The sequence below is a fragment of the Shewanella sp. YLB-07 genome, assembly GCF_009377275.1.
The window spans coordinates 394,357-410,836 of record NZ_VOQB01000005.1; the positions used below are offsets into that span (position 1 = coordinate 394,357).

Consider the following 16,480-nt stretch of genomic DNA (forward strand, 5'->3'; position numbering starts at 1 on the left):
AGGGTACATGGCTAAAGCATTATTCGTACTTATGATTTTCTGCCTCGGCTCATTTTCAACGTTAGCGAACACATCAATAACACCACAAGAGAGCAGTCAAGATTCGAGCTGGCATTACGTTAATCAAGATGGCGAGCTAAAGATTAAACTCTATTTCTTCTGGTCCAAGACATGCCCTCACTGCGCAGAAGCCCACCCTTTCATAGATTCACTGCCTAAACGTTATCCTTGGATCGATCTTGAAACCCACCTAGTGTCAGATCCTGACACCATGGATATTTGGCAAGGTATTGCTAATAAGACTCAAGTTGCAGCTCGCTCAGTTCCCTATATCGCGGCTTGCGATCTGGCAACCGTTGGCTATAGCAGTGAAGCTGTCACAGGTAAGTATCTACTCGATAACTTGAAAGCTTGCTACCGCAGCTTAGGTGGCACAGTTATCGATAACGATCCGCTCCAAGCTACAGATGAGCAGGGGCATTCGTCTCTCTTTGGTACATGCAGCGATACCAGCGAAAATCCGGGAAATGAAGGAACTTGCGATTTAGCTTCTACTGGTGAAGTTGCGAAACAAAGCCAGGTTCAACCCATAGAGCTCCCTTTAATAGGAGTCGTAGCACCTGAAAAGCTCTCCCTACCTCTACTAACCATAGTACTTGCGGGTGTCGACGCCTTTAATCCCTGTGCATTCTTTGTTTTACTCTTCCTGCTATCAATCATGGTAAATGCTAAGAGTAAAACACGCATGCTGATCGTTGGCGGTATATTTGTCTTCTTCTCTGGCTTTATCTACTTCCTGTTTATGATAGCTTGGCTCAATATCTTTACGCTTCTTGGCGCAGGCAGTGATGGTAGTTTGATCATCTTAGGCGCGGGTATTCTAGCGCTCATTGCAGGAGTCATTAATATCAAGGATTACTTCTTCACCAAGGGGGAAGTGACACTGTCCATGTCGGCTAAAAACCGCACAGGCTTAATAAAACGTATGGGGAAATTGACTAATGCCAGCTCTATGGCTGCGATGATTGGCGGTACCGTTATCCTAGCGATTGTAGCTAACGCCTATGAGTTGCTCTGTACCGCAGGCTTCCCGATGATCTATACCAGTGTACTTTCTATGCATGATCTATCTGACTTAGAGCGCTATCTGTATCTCGTGTTCTATAACCTGGTCTATGTTATTCCTTTGGCCATTATTGTCATCGTCTTTAGTGCCACAATGGGGAAACGTAAACTCACAGAGAAAGAGGGTCAGACACTTAAGTTGATGTCCGGAATTATGATGATAGGTATGGGCACTATGCTAGCTATAGATCCCGTTTCACTGCAGAGTCCCCTTGTCGCTATCATGCTGATTGCAAGCTCTATTCTATTGAGCTTTGCCATAACCATGGCGCGCAAGTCTTTAAAGTAAATGAATTGGCCGTTATGTAAGCGGCCAACACTCAAGGTTTTATCTGAAATTAGTCAAAAATAATGCTCAATATTTGGTTAGTCGAGCCGATAGTTCTTTATTAGTAACTAAAACAAAGACGAGGCATATCGATGGCAATTTCTTTAGGTACGACGAATCTAGAACCGCAATTAAGTAGCGGCGGCATGATAGTTAAAGTGGCTCAACTCGCGAAGGAACAGCAAGAAGCTGAAGGAGAAATTGCACTTCAATTGATTGAGGCAACTAATCCTGCTCCTGTAGGCAATAGTGGCCAAAATATCAATGTTAAGGCTTAATACCATTTGAGCCAAGGCTTCGGCTTTTAGACTGGAATATTGAAACGGAACGCCCTCATATCGGCAATCGATATCGAGGGTTTTCTTTATTTATACCAATTGGTATTAAAAACAAGCTAACTAGCCCGCTTATAACTTGAATTGAGAAGTGGCATTCTTAAGGTCATCGGCAAACCCAGACATACCTACGGACACATCTCTTGCCTCAGATAGAATACTCAAAGTCTGCTCAAAAGATGCATTCATATCCACCACATTATCAACCACTTGAGAGGCCACCGCTGACTGTTGGTCTGTCGCTGCGGCTATCTGTGTATTCATGCCATTGATACTCACTATCTGTTGCTGAATAGAGTTCAACGCCTGACCGGTATTTTGCGCATTTTTCTCATTTTCACTGGACTTACTCAATGCGGTCCCCATGGTACTAACCGATGATTCGGCAGCCGATTTTAAGCGAGACAAGACTTCGCGGATCTCTTTGGTTGCATCGGCTGTTTTCGACGCTAACGCCCGAACTTCATCGGCAACAACAGCAAAACCACGCCCCTGCTCTCCAGCCCTTGCGGCCTCGATGGCGGCATTGAGTGCTAATAGATTCGTCTGCTCTGCGATAGAAGTGATCACATTGAGAATGGAGTTAACACTTTCGGTATCTTTGGCCAGTTCATTAATTGCCGTAGATGCCAGCTCTATCTCACTGTTCAACTCCTGTGAGATATCTATGGTTCTTTGCACTACAGCCATCCCCTCTGTGGCCTCTCGCTCCGCAATTTGTGCGGCTTCGGCGGCTTGATTAGCGCTATGGGAAATATCGGTAACAGAATGCTTCATCTCCTCCATAGATTGCTGCACAGTCTCGGCATCACGACTCTGTTTCTGAGTCGCACTCGAGGCTATTTCCATCTGACTCTCCAGGGAGTGTGCACTATTGAGCAAGGGGTCTGTCACATTCACCACCCGCTGAATTGATTCAGCCAGCAGCCTCAAGAAACGGTTGAAATTAGCCGATACCTGACCTAATTCATCATCACCCATGACGTCGAGTTGATGGGAAAGGTCTCCCTTACCATCGGCGAGTTCGGCCAAAGATGCCGCGACACTCTTAGCTGAGAGGCTGATAGCCCGAGCGATGGCTATAGTCACGATGGCCATGATAATCAACAAGGCTATGCCTATGGAGAGGGTTAACCACAAACTTTGCTCAGAGCGATCCCTAGCCTCCTTGATTGTGTCTTTAAACTCGATAACCTTATCTTGCTGATACCCCTGAACCAGAGCCAATGAGTCATCATACGCCTTGGTTTTTTCTTGAATAATCTGACCAATCTTACCCATATCAATCGTGCCTTCGAGCATGCCTTTAGCCAGATCTAAGGTGATCCGATTAAATATCTCAATTACCTTATTGAGAGATCTAAGCCTCTTCTCATGCGGCTTATCCAGAGCGATTAGACGAGTAATATTTTCTTCGAGGGAAACGTACATCTCACTGGCACTGGCAAGTAAATCTTCATCGGCAAATGAAACTGATTGAGTGTAGAGTTCATCGAGACGTTGAATGAAAATGACATTTTCATTCGCAAGCTGAACACGCTGGTAAACTTTGTCTTCCATAAACGAGAGCGTGGCGCGATTCTTATTGATAGAGACGATACTTATCCCTAATGTCACAGCAAAAATAATTACAGATAAGACAAAGATCGCACCGATCTTCTTAAAAATTGACACATTATTAAACCATTTCATTCGCTACCCCATATCGGATCGAGGAAGCCCTCGATCCTAGGTTGCTATCAATCAAAGTAAACAGATTAAAATTCAGCAACCACCTTCACTGAATCATTAACCTTACTACTATCAATATAGCCAATAATATTAGGGTTAGATGAAACCAATTTTATCACTTCATCATCGGTTGCAAACTCTTTCGGTGGAGTACCTTTACCGGTAAACACTTTTTTAGACCAATAAGACTTCAATTGACTCGATGATTTACCTAACACATTGGAGTCAAAATCACCTCGGCTCGCTTGTCCTTCTTCCAAGTTAATAGGAACTGCTTGAGCTCCTCCCGGAAACCTCTTAGTCTTACCCAGATATAGATTTGAAATACTTTTCTTATCTAAGGAATCACTATTGTTCGGATGGACTATCACAGCGATACCCGCTAAAGCTTGTAACGAGAACAAACTCAATAGGATTGAGCAAAATAATTTTTTCATCTTCTCTCTCCTAGAATACGAGGTCTACACCAAAACTGAATGATTCTGAATCACCAGCAACTTTCAGGCCAGGACCACCATTATCTTTCACTTCATCATATTGAACTTTAAATGCTGCTGAAGGGTGGAAATCCCAGCGGACACCGACAGAAGTCGTATTGTGTACTTCCCCTCCTTCTCCGTCATCAAAGTCCGAATAACTCGCATAAGGCAAGAAATCACCAAACCTATAACCGAAGGTCACCATATAAGTGTCAAGATCAGTACCAGAAAGATCTAAGCGATTAATTTCAGTCAATAACATCCAATTTTCATATTCAACATTTACTGAAAGACCATAGAACTTCCCTTTACGCTCAGTACTTCCATCCCACATTTGTTGCTCTCCACCAATATATCGCTCATTGGTATACTGCATATGAGTCAGACGTATATCTAACCAGTCGTAATTAAGCTGAACCACTAACCCGCCGATATCTTTCCAAATTTCACGAGTCGCCTCACCAAAGAAAAACTCTGACAACAGCTTATTTGGCTCATCATCTTCACTACCGTAATAGAGTTGACCAGACATAGTCCAATCACCTATTAAGTAGTTATACAAAGCACTCAAACCGGTATAATTAAAAATTTGCCACGTGTAGTTATCAGCTGGTGGACGAACCCATGGATAGGCATAACCGACATCGAAGAAATCACTATAATAATATAATGGAAGCCTCTTTTTACCACCTTGAACAGTCCAATTATCATTGAGTTCATAGGAGATGTAAGCCCATTCAAAATCAACATCGAAATCATTAGCTCCACGAGAAACTAACTGAGCCGTTGCAGATAAACCATCCAGTAAGTCTGCTGAAAATTGCAAACCGAAAAGACTATCAGGTTCAAAACTAATTTCCTCTTCATAGGCTCCAACAAGAGGGTAATCGGCTAGAAATGTGGGAGGGAGATCAAATTCATCAACCCCAGTACCATCAATCACTTTCCCCCCTACAATTGAAGCAAAACCAGAGATACGAACTTCTGCTAGCGCTGGAGAAGCAAGTAGCAGAACACCAAGACTGACTGCTAGTTTATGTTTCATAAAAAAACCTTTAAGTTAGGCATATCCGCTTTAAGACTAGAACAGATGCCTTAGCCTGCAACTTATTTGCAACATTTTAGGGAACCAAACTAGAAAGGTATTGTCTAAGAATGCCCATATGGATTGAGCTAAAGACAGTTAATCTATTGAATTATAGACGATATAAAAAAAACACCTGAAGTGATTAAATTTTAAGTTGAATTAACTTTTCATATTGAATTCATACTGCTTTGAAACAATCTCTGCCACTTTTCTTTGCCAGGTAAAGTTGCTTATCGGCCTCAGCGACTAACTCATCTGGCTGCATCCCCTCTTGCCACTGGCACACTCCCTGAGAAACGGTTATGTATTCACTTATATCTGAATCTGGATGAGGAATCTTTACCGCAGATAAGGCGGTTCTCAGTTTTTCCGCAATACGACAGGCACCACTTTTATCGGTATCCGGAAGTAACATAACAAACTCTTCGCCGCCATAACGAGCCGCTAGATCTCTTGGGCGGTTAGCAACATCAGTGAGCACTTTAGCTAAGGCAACTAAGCAATCATCACCAACTTGATGACCTAAACTATCATTTAGTTTTTTAAAATAATCGACATCAATTAAGAGCATACAAAGTGGGTGATTATTTCGTTCTGACGCCCTAATCTCTTGAGATAAAATCTCATCAAAATGACGGCGATTACTGATATTTGTCAACCCATCGATTAACGCCATTCGCCTGAAATGCTTTAACAAATATTGCTTCTCGATATCTCTGACTACCGCAGTCTTAAACCAAGTGTAAAGTATCTTCTGACCCGTAATTACGATGGCAAAAAAACAAATAAACTTAGTTAATGGAAAAAAGTAATTATCTGGGATCTCTGTTACCCGCAGAAAAAAACTCAATAACATTAAAGGCAGCACCCCCATTAACATTATTTTTCTATCGACAAATAATGCAATAGCAAAAGTAAATACCAGTACATCTACGATTGATTCGACGCCAGCCAGAGCCGCATTGCCTGCAAAGATCTCTTCTGAACTATCAAAAATCATCCAAATCAAAAATAACCAACTGAACTCTAAAGAACAGAGATAGGTTAATAATGCATTGTTGGATATTTCATCGGTTGAATAAATTCGTATCACTACTGCTGCCAGCAAAATAGTGAGAAAAACAGGCATCATGTATAAGACGATATTCGATGCGAGCAATACTTTAGAAGTTTGCAAGGCAATGTTTGCTAGCATAGCAATCAAAATAAAAATAGACATCGACGCCGCCCACCTCCCCCCATTAATGAGATAAAGGTGACACTCTTTTTTTAGTTGCGTTTCCGATGAGGGCATCTTTAAATCCATGTAGAAACCTTGCCTTGTTTAAAATTGGGCTCAGTTATAAGCTTACAACTTTTCCACTTACAAGCTTTAAAAATAAGATTATAAATGGACATAAAAAAACAGCCAACGATTAACGTTGACTGCTTTCATTTAAACTAAGTGTAAATTAAAGAATTAGGCGGCATTCGCTTGCTCGGGTGCACTATGTCGAATCAAGTAATCGAAGGCCCCTAATGATGCTGTAGCGCCACTGCCCATGGCGATGATGATCTGCTTATAAGGAGTATTAGTCACATCCCCCGCTGCAAATATGCCAGGTATAGATGTTTGACCACGCTCATCTACAATTATTTCGCCTCTCGGTGTTAGATCTACCACACCTTTAAGCCATTCGGTGTTAGGAATTAAACCTATCTGAACAAAGATACCAGCCAGCTCTATACTGTGCTGCTCATCCGTGGCTCTATCTGTGTAGTTAAGTCCGTTAACTCGTGACCCATCACCAAGAACCTCAGTCGTCATGGCTTGAGTAATTATGGTGATATTGTCCATAGATGCAGCCTTTCTCTGCAGCACATCGTCAGCTCTAAGCTTAATATCAAATTCCAGCACAGTCACATGCTCAACAATATTAGCTAAATCAATTGCCGCTTCGATACCCGAATTACCACCACCTATGACAGCAACTCGCTTTCCTTTAAACAAGGGACCATCACAGTGTGGACAGTAAGCCACACCTTTACCACGATACGCTTGCTCGCCGGGAACATTCATTTCACGCCATCTCGCGCCAGTGGCGAGCAGCAAGGTTTGGCTTTTTAGTGTTGCACCATTTTCAAGGGTTAATTCGTGATAAGGGTTTGGCCCTTGGCTTGGTGTCAACTTAACGCCAAGTTGATTGTCCATCACATCAACGTCGTACTCACGTACATGGGACTCAAGGTTAGTAACCAGCTTGGGCCCTTCGGTCGCCTTGACTGAGATAAAATTCTCAATAGCCAGGGTTTCAGCCACTTGGCCACCAAACTTATCGGCAACGACGCCGGTATTGAGGCCTTTTCTCGCCGAGTAAATAGCGGCAGATGCACCAGCAGGGCCGCCGCCAACCACCAACATGTCGAACACGTCTTTCTGAGCTAATTGCTCGGCCTGACGACTCGCCGCACCTGTGTCTAACTTATTTAAGATCTCAGCTAAACTGATGCGTCCCTGGGAGAAGAGTTCTCCATTAAGGTACACGGAAGGAACCGCCAGAATGTCTCGATCAAACACTTCTGTCTGGAACAGCGCACCGTCTATCATCACGTTGGTGATTTTGGGATTGACTGCAGCCATCATATTCAATGCCTGAACCACATCGGGACAATTTTGACAGCTTAGAGAAACATAAGTCTCGAAATGATATTCGCCTGGTAGCGCTTTGATCTGCGCGATAACAGCATCATCTAGCTTCAGTGGGTGCCCGCCAGTATGCAACAATGCCAATACTAACGAGGTAAATTCATGACCCATGGGCAAACCAGCGAACGTAATGCTTGTATCAGTTTCTGCACTTGTCACTTTCATCGATGGCATACGCTCACCTTGAACTTCTAACACTGAGACTAATTCAGATAAACTATCGATATCTTGCGCCAATGACTTAAGTTCGAGTGCCTTAGGGCTATCATCTGCAGACACGACAAGTTCAACTGGACGCTTGAGGTTTTGCAGATAGGTTTTCAGTTGATTTTTAAGATTCGTATCCAGCATGATGACTCCTAGAAAAATAGAATAAGTTTTATAAATAATTGGTTTATAAAAATTGAGAGTTTGCTAACCCGAACCTGAAAGGGGGCGGCTCGAACCAACAAAAAATAAAATTCGGCTTAAGCGAGCTTTCACTTAAGTCCAGCTAGCCTAGAGAAAAATCTAGACCAGCGGATTTAAGTCAGTTTAGATTTTACCGACTAAGTCTAGAGATGGTGCAAGCGTATCGGCACCAGGCTGCCATGCAGCTGGACATACTTCACCGTCGTGAGTCGCTACATATTGAGCGGCTTGAATCTTACGAACCAGCTCAGCAGCGCTACGGCCTATTCCCAGGTCATGAACTTCGCTAACCTTGATTTGACCTTCAGGGTTGATAACGAATGTGCCACGTAGTGCCAGGCCATCTTCTTCAATCATCACACCAAAGTTACGTGTGATGGCGCCAGTTGGGTCACCGATCATCGGGTACTGGATCTTGTTGATAGTATCTGAAGTATCGTGCCATGCTTTGTGAGTGAAGTGAGTATCGGTAGATACTGAGTAGATTTCAACGCCCATCTCTTGCAGCTTAGCGTAATGGTCTGCCATGTCGCCAAGCTCAGTTGGACAGACGAAAGTGAAATCGGCTGGGTAAAAGAATACTACTGACCACTTGCCCAATAGGTCTTTCTCAGTAACGGGTACAAACTCACCCTTATGGAAAGCGGTTGCAGAGAAAGGCTTGATTTCAGTGTTGATGATAGATTGGTTCATTGAATGCTCCGTAAATGGTAATAAAATCTTTGTCCTGACGTTCAAATGAATCATCAGTTCGTTTTCGATGTGAAGATATTAACCAAGCAGACAAATTAAATATAACGGATAAAAACTATCATCCTAATCGCTTTTTAAGAACTATGGACTTATGAGCAGATAACAAGAGCAAACCCTACGACTCCATTAGGTCTATTCCCACAAGGCAAATCGTGTCAGGGAACGCCCTAGGGTAAAGTCGAGCTGTTGCGACAAGGAGTGAGCCTTGGACTTTAAACCGGCGCTTGTAATTTCTCGCTTTATTTTTCCGGCGAACACCACCCAGTTACCGCCTCCGGTCAAGCAAGCCCTAACCTCGCTAAAATGTTGTTGCAGATGACTCAATAGCACTCGATTTTGGCTATGCTCCTTCCAGCAGTTCAATACCAGATAGCCATCGGCTTTAATCAAGGCCGCGGCATTGGCAATAAAGGTCTCAGATAACTGATTCTCATCGACACCGTCTGCACCATAGATATCGGCAAAAATAACATCAGCCTTTTTATGATCGCCTTGCTCGAGAAACAAGTTGGCATCTTGATGGATAATCGACAGTTTTTTACCAATCGGCAGTTGAAAGTAACGTCTAGCTAACTCAATGACTTGAGCTCTTAGCTCAACCGCAGTGACTTTAATGCCGGTATCGTACCTACGCAGTGCATGGATCAGTCCACCACCGCCCAGACCTAAGATGATGACTCGTTTGGGCTTTATAAAGAGCAGAACTAACAGCATGGCTTGGATATAGGTATGCTGAGGAATATGTGGCTCAGACTTGAGTAACTTACTCTGCTCATCATTATCGCCGAATGAAAGTACTCGCATATATTTATCATCTAAGACAATGAGTGGACCGATCTCGTCTTGGCTTTCGTGGAGAACATGTTCGTCTTGCATCTATTTATGATTTGGAGGGGAATTGGCCGAGCATTATACGAATAGCGGGTCATGAAAGGAAATCTTAAAAGCTCCAAGTCAAGCCGGCACTTCGCCCATATACAGGAGATGAAGTGCCCGTTAACGCTTTTTTGAGATAATAAGGGAGACGTGAAGTAGATTACCTTAATAAACAATGAAAGAAGTCGACTGCTTGACCATACATCTGCATCGCAAGCGCCGGGTCGTGTCTATCTGCACCATCGCGCATGAAGGCGTGTTCGGCATTGACTTCTAACCAGGTGAAATTTCGCTCTGTCTCTTCCAGTTTAGCGTAGATCAACTTGCGTCCTTCGCCGGATACATGGGGGTCTTGTTTGCCCCACACCATAACCATCTCACCTTGAATGTCTTGAGTGCGGCTCAGAGAGTCATTTCCAGGCTTACAAGGAAGCGTGTTGGAGTGAATATCTGTAGCATAGAGGCAGAATGCGGCCGAGACATCAGGGTTAAGTGCGGCGCGGTAGGCCAAATGTCCACCGATACAAACCCCCATACTTCCAACCTGACTGGTACAGAATTCCTGGCTTCTGGCAAAGGTAACCAGAGCATCGACATCTGAATCATGAGCCTCAAGCGGCTTAGCAAACTTGTCTTCATTACCTTTATCTTTACCGGCATCATCATAAGCCAGCACAGTACCGATAGGATTCAACTCATGAAAGACCTCAGGCACCAATACCACGAAGCCATGACCAGCCAAGATAGCCGCGGCCCTTGCTATGGGAGCCGTTTGCTGAAAAATTTCTGAATAAAAAATAATAGTAGCAAACACCCCTTCCGCTTTCGGGCGATAAAGGTAAGTCCGCATCAAACCTGTACTGGTTGGAATATCATGAACTTCTTGTTTTACCATCATGGTGTTAGTTTCCTTTTACTATCATTGGCAAAACTTATCGGCCAATAAACATGTTTCATATGACATTAATGCTATTGAAGCTTAAAATTATTATCCGGGCTTAAAATAGCTCGTTGGGGCAATGCTTGCCATCGAGTAACCGGCGAACATTGGTGAGACTGGTCAATGCGATAGCGCCGAGGGCTTCAGCGGTTAAGAAAGCCTGATGCCCGGTAAAGATGACATTGTGACAAGCCGATAGTCTCCTGAAAATATCGTCCTGAATGATCTCATTCGACTTATCTTCAAAAAATAGCTCTTTCTCATTTTCATATACATCTAAGCCTAACGCACCAAGCTGTCCCGTTTTTAATGCCTCCATAGCATCTAAGGCATCGAGTAAACCACCTCGACTAGTATTGATCACCATGACCCCCGTTTTCATCTTATTGAAGCTAGATTTAGATAATAGATGATGGTTATCATTCGTGAGAGGACAATGCAGTGTGATGATGTCACAGACAGGGTACATCTCATCGAGGGACACATAGTCGACACCGAGATCCTGCACAGACTGATTTGGGTAAGGGTCATAAGCGATAACCGTACAGCCAAACCCCAGCAAGATTTTAATTGTCGCTAAACCTATCTTACCTGTGCCTATCACACCGACAGTGCAGCCATTCATGTTGAAGCCAACCAAGCCCTCTAAGGAGAAATTGGCATCTCGGGTGCGTTGATAAGCCTTATGCACCTTACGGTTCAACGTCAGCATCAAGGCTATGGTGTGTTCGGCCACTGACTCGGGAGAATAAGCTGGTACATTAACGACTTTGAGCCCCAATCTTTCTGCCGCGACCAAATCCACATTATTAAAGCCAGCACAACGCATGGCGATTATCTTAGTGCCATTTTTAGCCAGCTCGACTAGCACCTCCTCACAGAGAGAATCATTTACAAAAGCGCAGATAGCTTCGAAACCATGGGCCAACTTAACTGACTTCATACATAGCCGATAATCAAAATACTCGATGGATGCACCAAATGCCTGGTTAGTACGATCGAAGTGTTCCATGTCATAGTGCTTGGCACTAAAAAATCCTATCTTCATTCCATTCGCCTACAAATATTCAGTCATGAAAGTTTACCTCTTGTTTTCACATTAAGGTACATCTGGTTTAATTAAGCTGTGTAAGTTATTTAACTATGCCCCCACATGCAGGCAAGGAATTTTAAAATTAGCCCCATATTGCTTCACAGCCTGTCATTTCCTGATAAACTAGTAGCTCTTCAACACCTAGCCAGTATCCGCTCTCATATGAAAAATACTAAGTTATCTGAAAGGCAATTTTGGTTGCAAAGACTTGGAAAAACCTCACTTAGAGCGATACACATTTTGGGGATAACAGGAGCCGGTGGTGGTATTTTGTTGGGCGTGGCCCAAGAAGAGTGGCTCGTCTATTGGTGCATGGCCATGACAACTGGCTCACTGCTCATGTTATGGGAAATAGTCAGAGATTGGCGCTGGCTAATCCAGTTGAAAGGCGTACTAACCTTAGTAAAATTAGGGTTATTGACCCTTTTCATTCCTTTCGCCAGCTACAAGCCTGAGCTGTTAATCACAGTGTTACTACTCTCTGTTGTCGTCTCACATGGCCCGGCAAGCTTAAGGCACTTTTCAATAATTCATGGGCGAAGAATCGATGCAAGAAAAGAAGTTAAAGGTTGAATTTTCCTCTAGGCTAATCACCGAAAACCAAGAGTTAAACCTGCTAGATAAGAGTGAGGTCTTAGATCTCGCCTGTGGTAGTGGCCGTAATGGGCTCTGGTTTGCCGATAAAGGCCATAGAGTCACCTTTATTGACAAGTCATTGGCTAATCTCTGTATGCCTTCAGAGCCTCAGGCAGATTCGATGCCAACAGAGCACACCTATCTGGCATGGGACCTGGAAGATGGTTCGGCGCCAGAGCTAGCGCAAAACAAATATGACCTAGTCTTAGTTTTCAACTATTTACATAGGCCTCTTTTTCCACAGATTGCAGCCACAGTAAAACCTGGCGGCTTGATCGTTTATGAAACCTTCATCGATAAACAGGCTGAAATAGGACGACCGAGAAACCCAAAGTTCCTGTTGAAATCCAATGAACTCAAAAATGAATTTGAAAAATGGACTCTTCTGCATTATTTTGAGGGAGAAGTCATGAGTGATTTGAACCTCAGTTACAAGGCACAATTGATCGCCCGCAAGCCTAGTTGCTAATCTAGAATAAAGTTAAGCTAAAATTAAAGTAAGACATTAGTTAAAAGCTAGAATTGAAATTAAACCATTAAATATGGCTAGAAAAGAACAGCAAGAAGAATAAACAGCCAGTAAAGCAGGCTCAATATTACAAGGAAGGCAGACTATGGTACTAAATTCAGAACAGTCTCGGCATATCGCCCCACCCATGCTTACCGGACTCATGGTCTTATGGGCTCTCTTAAGCCGACTCCTTTTCAGCGACACCCATTTTTCACTCAGTCACGCCGTCAGCTTCTACCCCGTCTTACTATTATTTCCAGTGGTTGTGATACTTCACGGACACTTGATATGGCAGGCTCGCGGAATGGAGCGACTAGATCAAGCCGTCTACGCCTTGATTCACTCACTACTCTCATTCGTGGTTTGGACTTTTTCGTTAATGCACGTCAACGGCAACAGCTTCTCATAAGGGAATTGTCTTAAAGTTAAACTATTTAGCTTGATTTGACTCTGTTGTGCTCTTTGTAAATAGCCCCTTTATAAAAATGACAAAAAAAAGGTGTAATCAAAATGAAAACACCTATGTCTAAAAGGGGAGATGACTATATTTTTATCTACTTATTGTCCAGGCTTGCAAACATACGTAGTTAGGCTCAGTAGCATGCAAATGGATATACGCTAATAAAAATATATTTATATTACATCTAATTCGACAAATTTCACTTCAAATCTAATCAAACAAAATAGTATATATTTTTTACAACTGGATACCACTGCAAGGAAATGGTTCACAACCTGACATAGGAGAAATAACAATTGAACCGGAATCAAGACCTGACTTTTCATTAAGTAAACTACGTTGGTATTCTTGCATTCTCTCTTGTTCTTTTTTTATTTCAATTTGTTTATCTTTTAAATTGTCGCTATCCGAACCCGGTGTAGCAAAAACAGAAAAGCAAACTAAAAACAAGGAGCATGCCTTAGCCGCATTAGACAGGTTAGATAACAATTTATCTTCTTTTAAATTTTTCATTTTCAACCCTTAATTAAGAATATTTAATAACAATTACTTATAATTTTACTTATAATTTGCAGATTAACCCAGAACAATAAAAGACTAATAATAACCATAGTACAATTACTAATAATGATAGGCATTTGATATGGACCAGATATCAAAAAACATATTAAAAATATTAACTGTGGTAAAACCCAGGGTAAAGTTTTTGTAAAACAGTCTTTTAACAATTTACTGGGTTAACCTGCACTAACAAAATTACAGCCTCACAATAATCAAGTCATAATAATAAAGTGATGAAAACATGATTAACCTAAAAAACAATGGGTTACAGGTCGACCTTACTAAAGACAATCTTAACAATATCGACATTAGATTGCTCTGAAGCGACTAAGAAAACATTCCCATGCTCATCTACAGAGATAGAATTACCAATAATATTATTATTATCCAACTTTACAGTTTGTTTACTATAATCAACTAGGTTTATTCGTTCGATATAGTTAACACCTTCAACATAAACTAAATTGTACAGGTAATTTTTAACTATCATCCAAGACATGTTTGTCCTTACGGTAAAGTCATCAATCAGTAACTTTTCTTCCCCCCCTTCTAATACCCACAAACCTTGGCTGTGCCGAGTAAAATAAAACCTTCCCGTAGAAGAATAGCGTCCAAATTCTCCTCCATCGGCTAATGTTCGTATTGACTTTCCCGTTAGTACATCTATTAAATCTATGGATGATTTACCAAGCATGTCGACTGATGCAACAAAATGCGCTTTATCTACCCCCCAAGATACATTGTAAACCTCAACATTCTCATCCACATCTATGTATTCTAGAACTTGAGTTTGTATATTATAAGTAAATGGTTTATTCCCCTGACGCCCTAATAAAAACTCACTATCAAATGAAAAACTAATATCTCTAATAAATTGAATATCTTCGAATGCATCTAATTGAACTTCACTGCCACTTTCAGATTTAAACCAAAGTTTAGCCATTCCAGTTCTATCAGATTCAAACACCATTTTTTTGCCATCAGGACTTATTACCCCCCTAATATTTGAACTATTGGATGAAATAAAGACACTTTTATCTTTAGTTACTGCGAAGACACCATTGGTAGATTCGTCTGCATCAAAGGGGGTTTTAAAACGCAAAATTTCTGTTTTAACAAATGTTCCTAGTACAGCAACAACATCACCAGAAGAGTTTGAAACAGGTGACATGATAGGTTGCATTATATTTGTAAATTGCTCATGGCTGCTTTTGTCTATGTTATAACTCGCAAGGTTCCCATCATTTGTTTTATAAATAATAGAACCACTATCACCGGACCAGCCTACTGAGTGTAAAAGAGAATCGACTTTAAATAGATCTATCCAGCTACCAGTATTCAAAGAGAGCAACATAATCTGACTTTGATACCATCTTACATTCCTTATTACCGCCAAATCATTCCCATTTGGAGACAAACTTATAGAGTAATCCCCTCGTCCTATGGGGTAGGGCAGGCTCAATTGTTTTTTATTAAGCCCAGATAAACTCACTGAGAAAACCATTTTTTGACTCAGGTAATCTAACTGATGGCTCTCATCAATATAAAATATACCATTACCATTTATTTTCCATTCGATACTTGTTGATTGCATTTGATTTTTACAATCAATAATTTTTTCCCTATTGCCAAACATCCCATCAATAATATCAACTCTGTTGATTTGACACTCACCTGACTTATTAAACGATAAATACGCAAGTTGGGAGCCATCAGGGCTAAATGATGAGTAACCTTGGCTATCAAAAGGGTCGTTAAGATAGTTGACTTCACCATTGTCAATTCTCATTAGCCCCAACCGCCAGTACTTTTCCCCATACTCTCTTTGAGAAAAAGCCAATAACTTTCCATCATCAGACAAGTCCGGATTAAATTCTTGACCATCGAAATAGGTTAACCGTTTCAGCTTTACATCATGAAAAATAGATCTAGTTTGCTGAGGCAATGATAGATACTTAAAGGCAAGCCAAGTAGAGACAACTATCAAGCCTGATAACAAGAGTACAAATTTTCCTGAATGCGTATACAAGAAAGAAAAAACGTTTTTCTTTAGTGAGTTAGCATCGGCACCTTCCCTTACACCAATGAGACTTCCAGCTACAACCTCTTCAGTAAACTTCTCTTTTCTAGAAATAGCTTTAACTAAAGTAACTTCAGAAATCAGCACATAACCCACTTTGGGCAATGTCTTAATAAAGCTAGGAGACTTTGCATTATCACCAAGTTGATTGCGCAACAAACCTATAATGCGATTTATAGCATTATCTGAAACCTCTCCCCCTGACCACACCTCTTCTAATAACATCTCCCTACTAACAGGCTCATCAGCATGCTTAATGAGACACAGCAATACCTGCATCGCTCTAAGCTCTACTTTGAGTAAAATTCCATCTTTTAAAATCGTACATTGGCTAGGGTCTATTAACCTGTCAGCCAAGCGATATCTAGGTTGAGTTATCATTAAGTAC

Annotated in this window: 16 protein-coding genes; 5 read left to right on the forward strand and 11 right to left on the reverse strand. The window is 41.7% G+C overall.

All coding sequences use genetic code 11. The features are described from left to right. Positions 1-7 precede the first annotated feature (7 nt). Both FS373_RS13715 and FS373_RS13720 read left to right on the forward strand, forming a co-directional pair. Positions 8-1,414, forward strand: coding sequence for a cytochrome C biosynthesis protein (locus FS373_RS13715; protein WP_144047991.1), 1,407 nt, complete (start codon positions 8-10; stop codon positions 1,412-1,414). Positions 1,415-1,545: 131 nt separating this feature from the next. Further along, entirely contained in the window at positions 1,546-1,731 is a 186-nt protein-coding gene (locus FS373_RS13720) for a cytoplasmic protein (protein WP_144047992.1), read from the forward strand. A gap of 129 nt (positions 1,732-1,860) precedes the next feature. Here FS373_RS13720 and FS373_RS13725 read toward each other — a convergent pair whose 3' ends face one another. The 9 genes from FS373_RS13725 to FS373_RS13765 all read right to left on the reverse strand — a co-directional run bounded on the left by FS373_RS13725 (position 1,861) and on the right by FS373_RS13765 (position 11,799). Then, positions 1,861-3,480, reverse strand: a complete 1,620-nt coding sequence (locus FS373_RS13725; RefSeq protein ID WP_144047993.1) for a methyl-accepting chemotaxis protein — start codon at positions 3,478-3,480, stop codon at positions 1,861-1,863. 65 nt (positions 3,481-3,545) lie between these two features. After that, complete coding sequence (locus FS373_RS13730; protein ID WP_144047994.1) at positions 3,546-3,956, reverse strand: phosphate ABC transporter substrate-binding protein; 411 nt, start codon at positions 3,954-3,956, stop codon at positions 3,546-3,548. 10 nt (positions 3,957-3,966) lie between these two features. Then, the gene (locus tag FS373_RS13735; protein ID WP_144047995.1) at positions 3,967-5,043 is read right to left on the reverse strand and encodes a porin; all 1,077 of its coding nucleotides are present in this window, start codon (positions 5,041-5,043) and stop codon (positions 3,967-3,969) included. A 220-nt stretch (positions 5,044-5,263) separates the two neighbouring features. Then, on the reverse strand, positions 5,264-6,391 hold the full coding sequence (locus FS373_RS13740; protein ID WP_227992760.1) for a GGDEF domain-containing protein: 1,128 nt from the start codon (positions 6,389-6,391) through the stop codon (positions 5,264-5,266). A gap of 153 nt (positions 6,392-6,544) precedes the next feature. Next, positions 6,545-8,122, reverse strand: coding sequence for an alkyl hydroperoxide reductase subunit F (ahpF, locus tag FS373_RS13745; protein ID WP_144047996.1), 1,578 nt, complete (start codon positions 8,120-8,122; stop codon positions 6,545-6,547). A 183-nt stretch (positions 8,123-8,305) separates the two neighbouring features. Further along, entirely contained in the window at positions 8,306-8,875 is a 570-nt protein-coding gene (gene ahpC, locus FS373_RS13750) for an alkyl hydroperoxide reductase subunit C (RefSeq protein WP_144047997.1), read from the reverse strand. Between the two features lie 192 nt (positions 8,876-9,067). Further along, positions 9,068-9,811: a spermidine synthase gene (locus FS373_RS13755; RefSeq protein WP_144047998.1), complete on the reverse strand. Its 744-nt coding sequence runs from the start codon at positions 9,809-9,811 to the stop codon at positions 9,068-9,070. 160 nt (positions 9,812-9,971) lie between these two features. Continuing rightward, positions 9,972-10,709: a dienelactone hydrolase family protein gene (locus FS373_RS13760; protein ID WP_144047999.1), complete on the reverse strand. Its 738-nt coding sequence runs from the start codon at positions 10,707-10,709 to the stop codon at positions 9,972-9,974. A gap of 100 nt (positions 10,710-10,809) precedes the next feature. Continuing rightward, positions 10,810-11,799 carry a 2-hydroxyacid dehydrogenase gene (locus tag FS373_RS13765; protein WP_152829638.1) on the reverse strand — a complete coding sequence of 330 codons (990 nt, stop codon included), beginning with the start codon at positions 11,797-11,799 and terminating at the stop codon, positions 10,810-10,812. 207 nt (positions 11,800-12,006) lie between these two features. On the opposite strand from FS373_RS13765, the gene FS373_RS13770 reads away from it, so the two are divergent. The 3 genes from FS373_RS13770 (at position 12,007) to FS373_RS13780 (ending at position 13,400) form a co-directional block, all read left to right on the forward strand. Continuing rightward, complete coding sequence (locus FS373_RS13770; protein WP_144048001.1) at positions 12,007-12,417, forward strand: hypothetical protein; 411 nt, start codon at positions 12,007-12,009, stop codon at positions 12,415-12,417. Beyond that, positions 12,392-12,949, forward strand: coding sequence for a class I SAM-dependent methyltransferase (locus FS373_RS13775; RefSeq protein ID WP_144048002.1), 558 nt, complete (start codon positions 12,392-12,394; stop codon positions 12,947-12,949). Before FS373_RS13770 ends, FS373_RS13775 begins: the two co-directional genes overlap by 26 nt. Positions 12,950-13,094: 145 nt before the next feature. After that, a complete protein-coding gene (locus FS373_RS13780; protein ID WP_144048003.1) occupies positions 13,095-13,400 on the forward strand; it encodes a hypothetical protein in 306 nt (101 codons plus the stop codon). A 288-nt stretch (positions 13,401-13,688) separates the two neighbouring features. On the opposite strand, the gene FS373_RS13785 is transcribed toward FS373_RS13780, so the two are convergent. Both FS373_RS13785 and FS373_RS13790 read right to left on the reverse strand, forming a co-directional pair. After that, on the reverse strand, positions 13,689-13,964 hold the full coding sequence (locus tag FS373_RS13785; protein WP_144048004.1) for a hypothetical protein: 276 nt from the start codon (positions 13,962-13,964) through the stop codon (positions 13,689-13,691). 313 nt (positions 13,965-14,277) lie between these two features. Beyond that, positions 14,278-16,473: a winged helix-turn-helix domain-containing protein gene (locus tag FS373_RS13790; RefSeq protein WP_152829639.1), complete on the reverse strand. Its 2,196-nt coding sequence runs from the start codon at positions 16,471-16,473 to the stop codon at positions 14,278-14,280. Positions 16,474-16,480: the final 7 nt, after the last annotated feature.

Excerpts from the sequence above, each read along its gene's own strand:
- FS373_RS13715 (WP_144047991.1), top strand. The coding sequence starts at position 8 with ATGGCTAAAGCATTATTCGTACTTATGATTTTCTGCCTCGGCTCATTT.
- FS373_RS13720 (WP_144047992.1), top strand. The coding sequence starts at position 1,546 with ATGGCAATTTCTTTAGGTACGACGAATCTAGAACCGCAATTAAGTAGC.
- FS373_RS13725 (WP_144047993.1), bottom strand. The coding sequence starts at position 3,480 with ATGAAATGGTTTAATAATGTGTCAATTTTTAAGAAGATCGGTGCGATC.
- FS373_RS13730 (WP_144047994.1), bottom strand. The coding sequence starts at position 3,956 with ATGAAAAAATTATTTTGCTCAATCCTATTGAGTTTGTTCTCGTTACAA.
- FS373_RS13735 (WP_144047995.1), bottom strand. The coding sequence starts at position 5,043 with ATGAAACATAAACTAGCAGTCAGTCTTGGTGTTCTGCTACTTGCTTCT.
- FS373_RS13740 (WP_227992760.1), bottom strand. The coding sequence starts at position 6,391 with ATGGATTTAAAGATGCCCTCATCGGAAACGCAACTAAAAAAAGAGTGT.
- ahpF (WP_144047996.1), bottom strand. The coding sequence starts at position 8,122 with ATGCTGGATACGAATCTTAAAAATCAACTGAAAACCTATCTGCAAAAC.
- ahpC (WP_144047997.1), bottom strand. The coding sequence starts at position 8,875 with ATGAACCAATCTATCATCAACACTGAAATCAAGCCTTTCTCTGCAACC.
- FS373_RS13755 (WP_144047998.1), bottom strand. The coding sequence starts at position 9,811 with ATGCAAGACGAACATGTTCTCCACGAAAGCCAAGACGAGATCGGTCCA.
- FS373_RS13760 (WP_144047999.1), bottom strand. The coding sequence starts at position 10,709 with ATGATGGTAAAACAAGAAGTTCATGATATTCCAACCAGTACAGGTTTG.
- FS373_RS13765 (WP_152829638.1), bottom strand. The coding sequence starts at position 11,799 with ATGAAGATAGGATTTTTTAGTGCCAAGCACTATGACATGGAACACTTC.
- FS373_RS13770 (WP_144048001.1), top strand. The coding sequence starts at position 12,007 with ATGAAAAATACTAAGTTATCTGAAAGGCAATTTTGGTTGCAAAGACTT.
- FS373_RS13775 (WP_144048002.1), top strand. The coding sequence starts at position 12,392 with ATGCAAGAAAAGAAGTTAAAGGTTGAATTTTCCTCTAGGCTAATCACC.
- FS373_RS13780 (WP_144048003.1), top strand. The coding sequence starts at position 13,095 with ATGGTACTAAATTCAGAACAGTCTCGGCATATCGCCCCACCCATGCTT.
- FS373_RS13785 (WP_144048004.1), bottom strand. The coding sequence starts at position 13,964 with ATGAAAAATTTAAAAGAAGATAAATTGTTATCTAACCTGTCTAATGCG.
- FS373_RS13790 (WP_152829639.1), bottom strand. The coding sequence starts at position 16,473 with ATGATAACTCAACCTAGATATCGCTTGGCTGACAGGTTAATAGACCCT.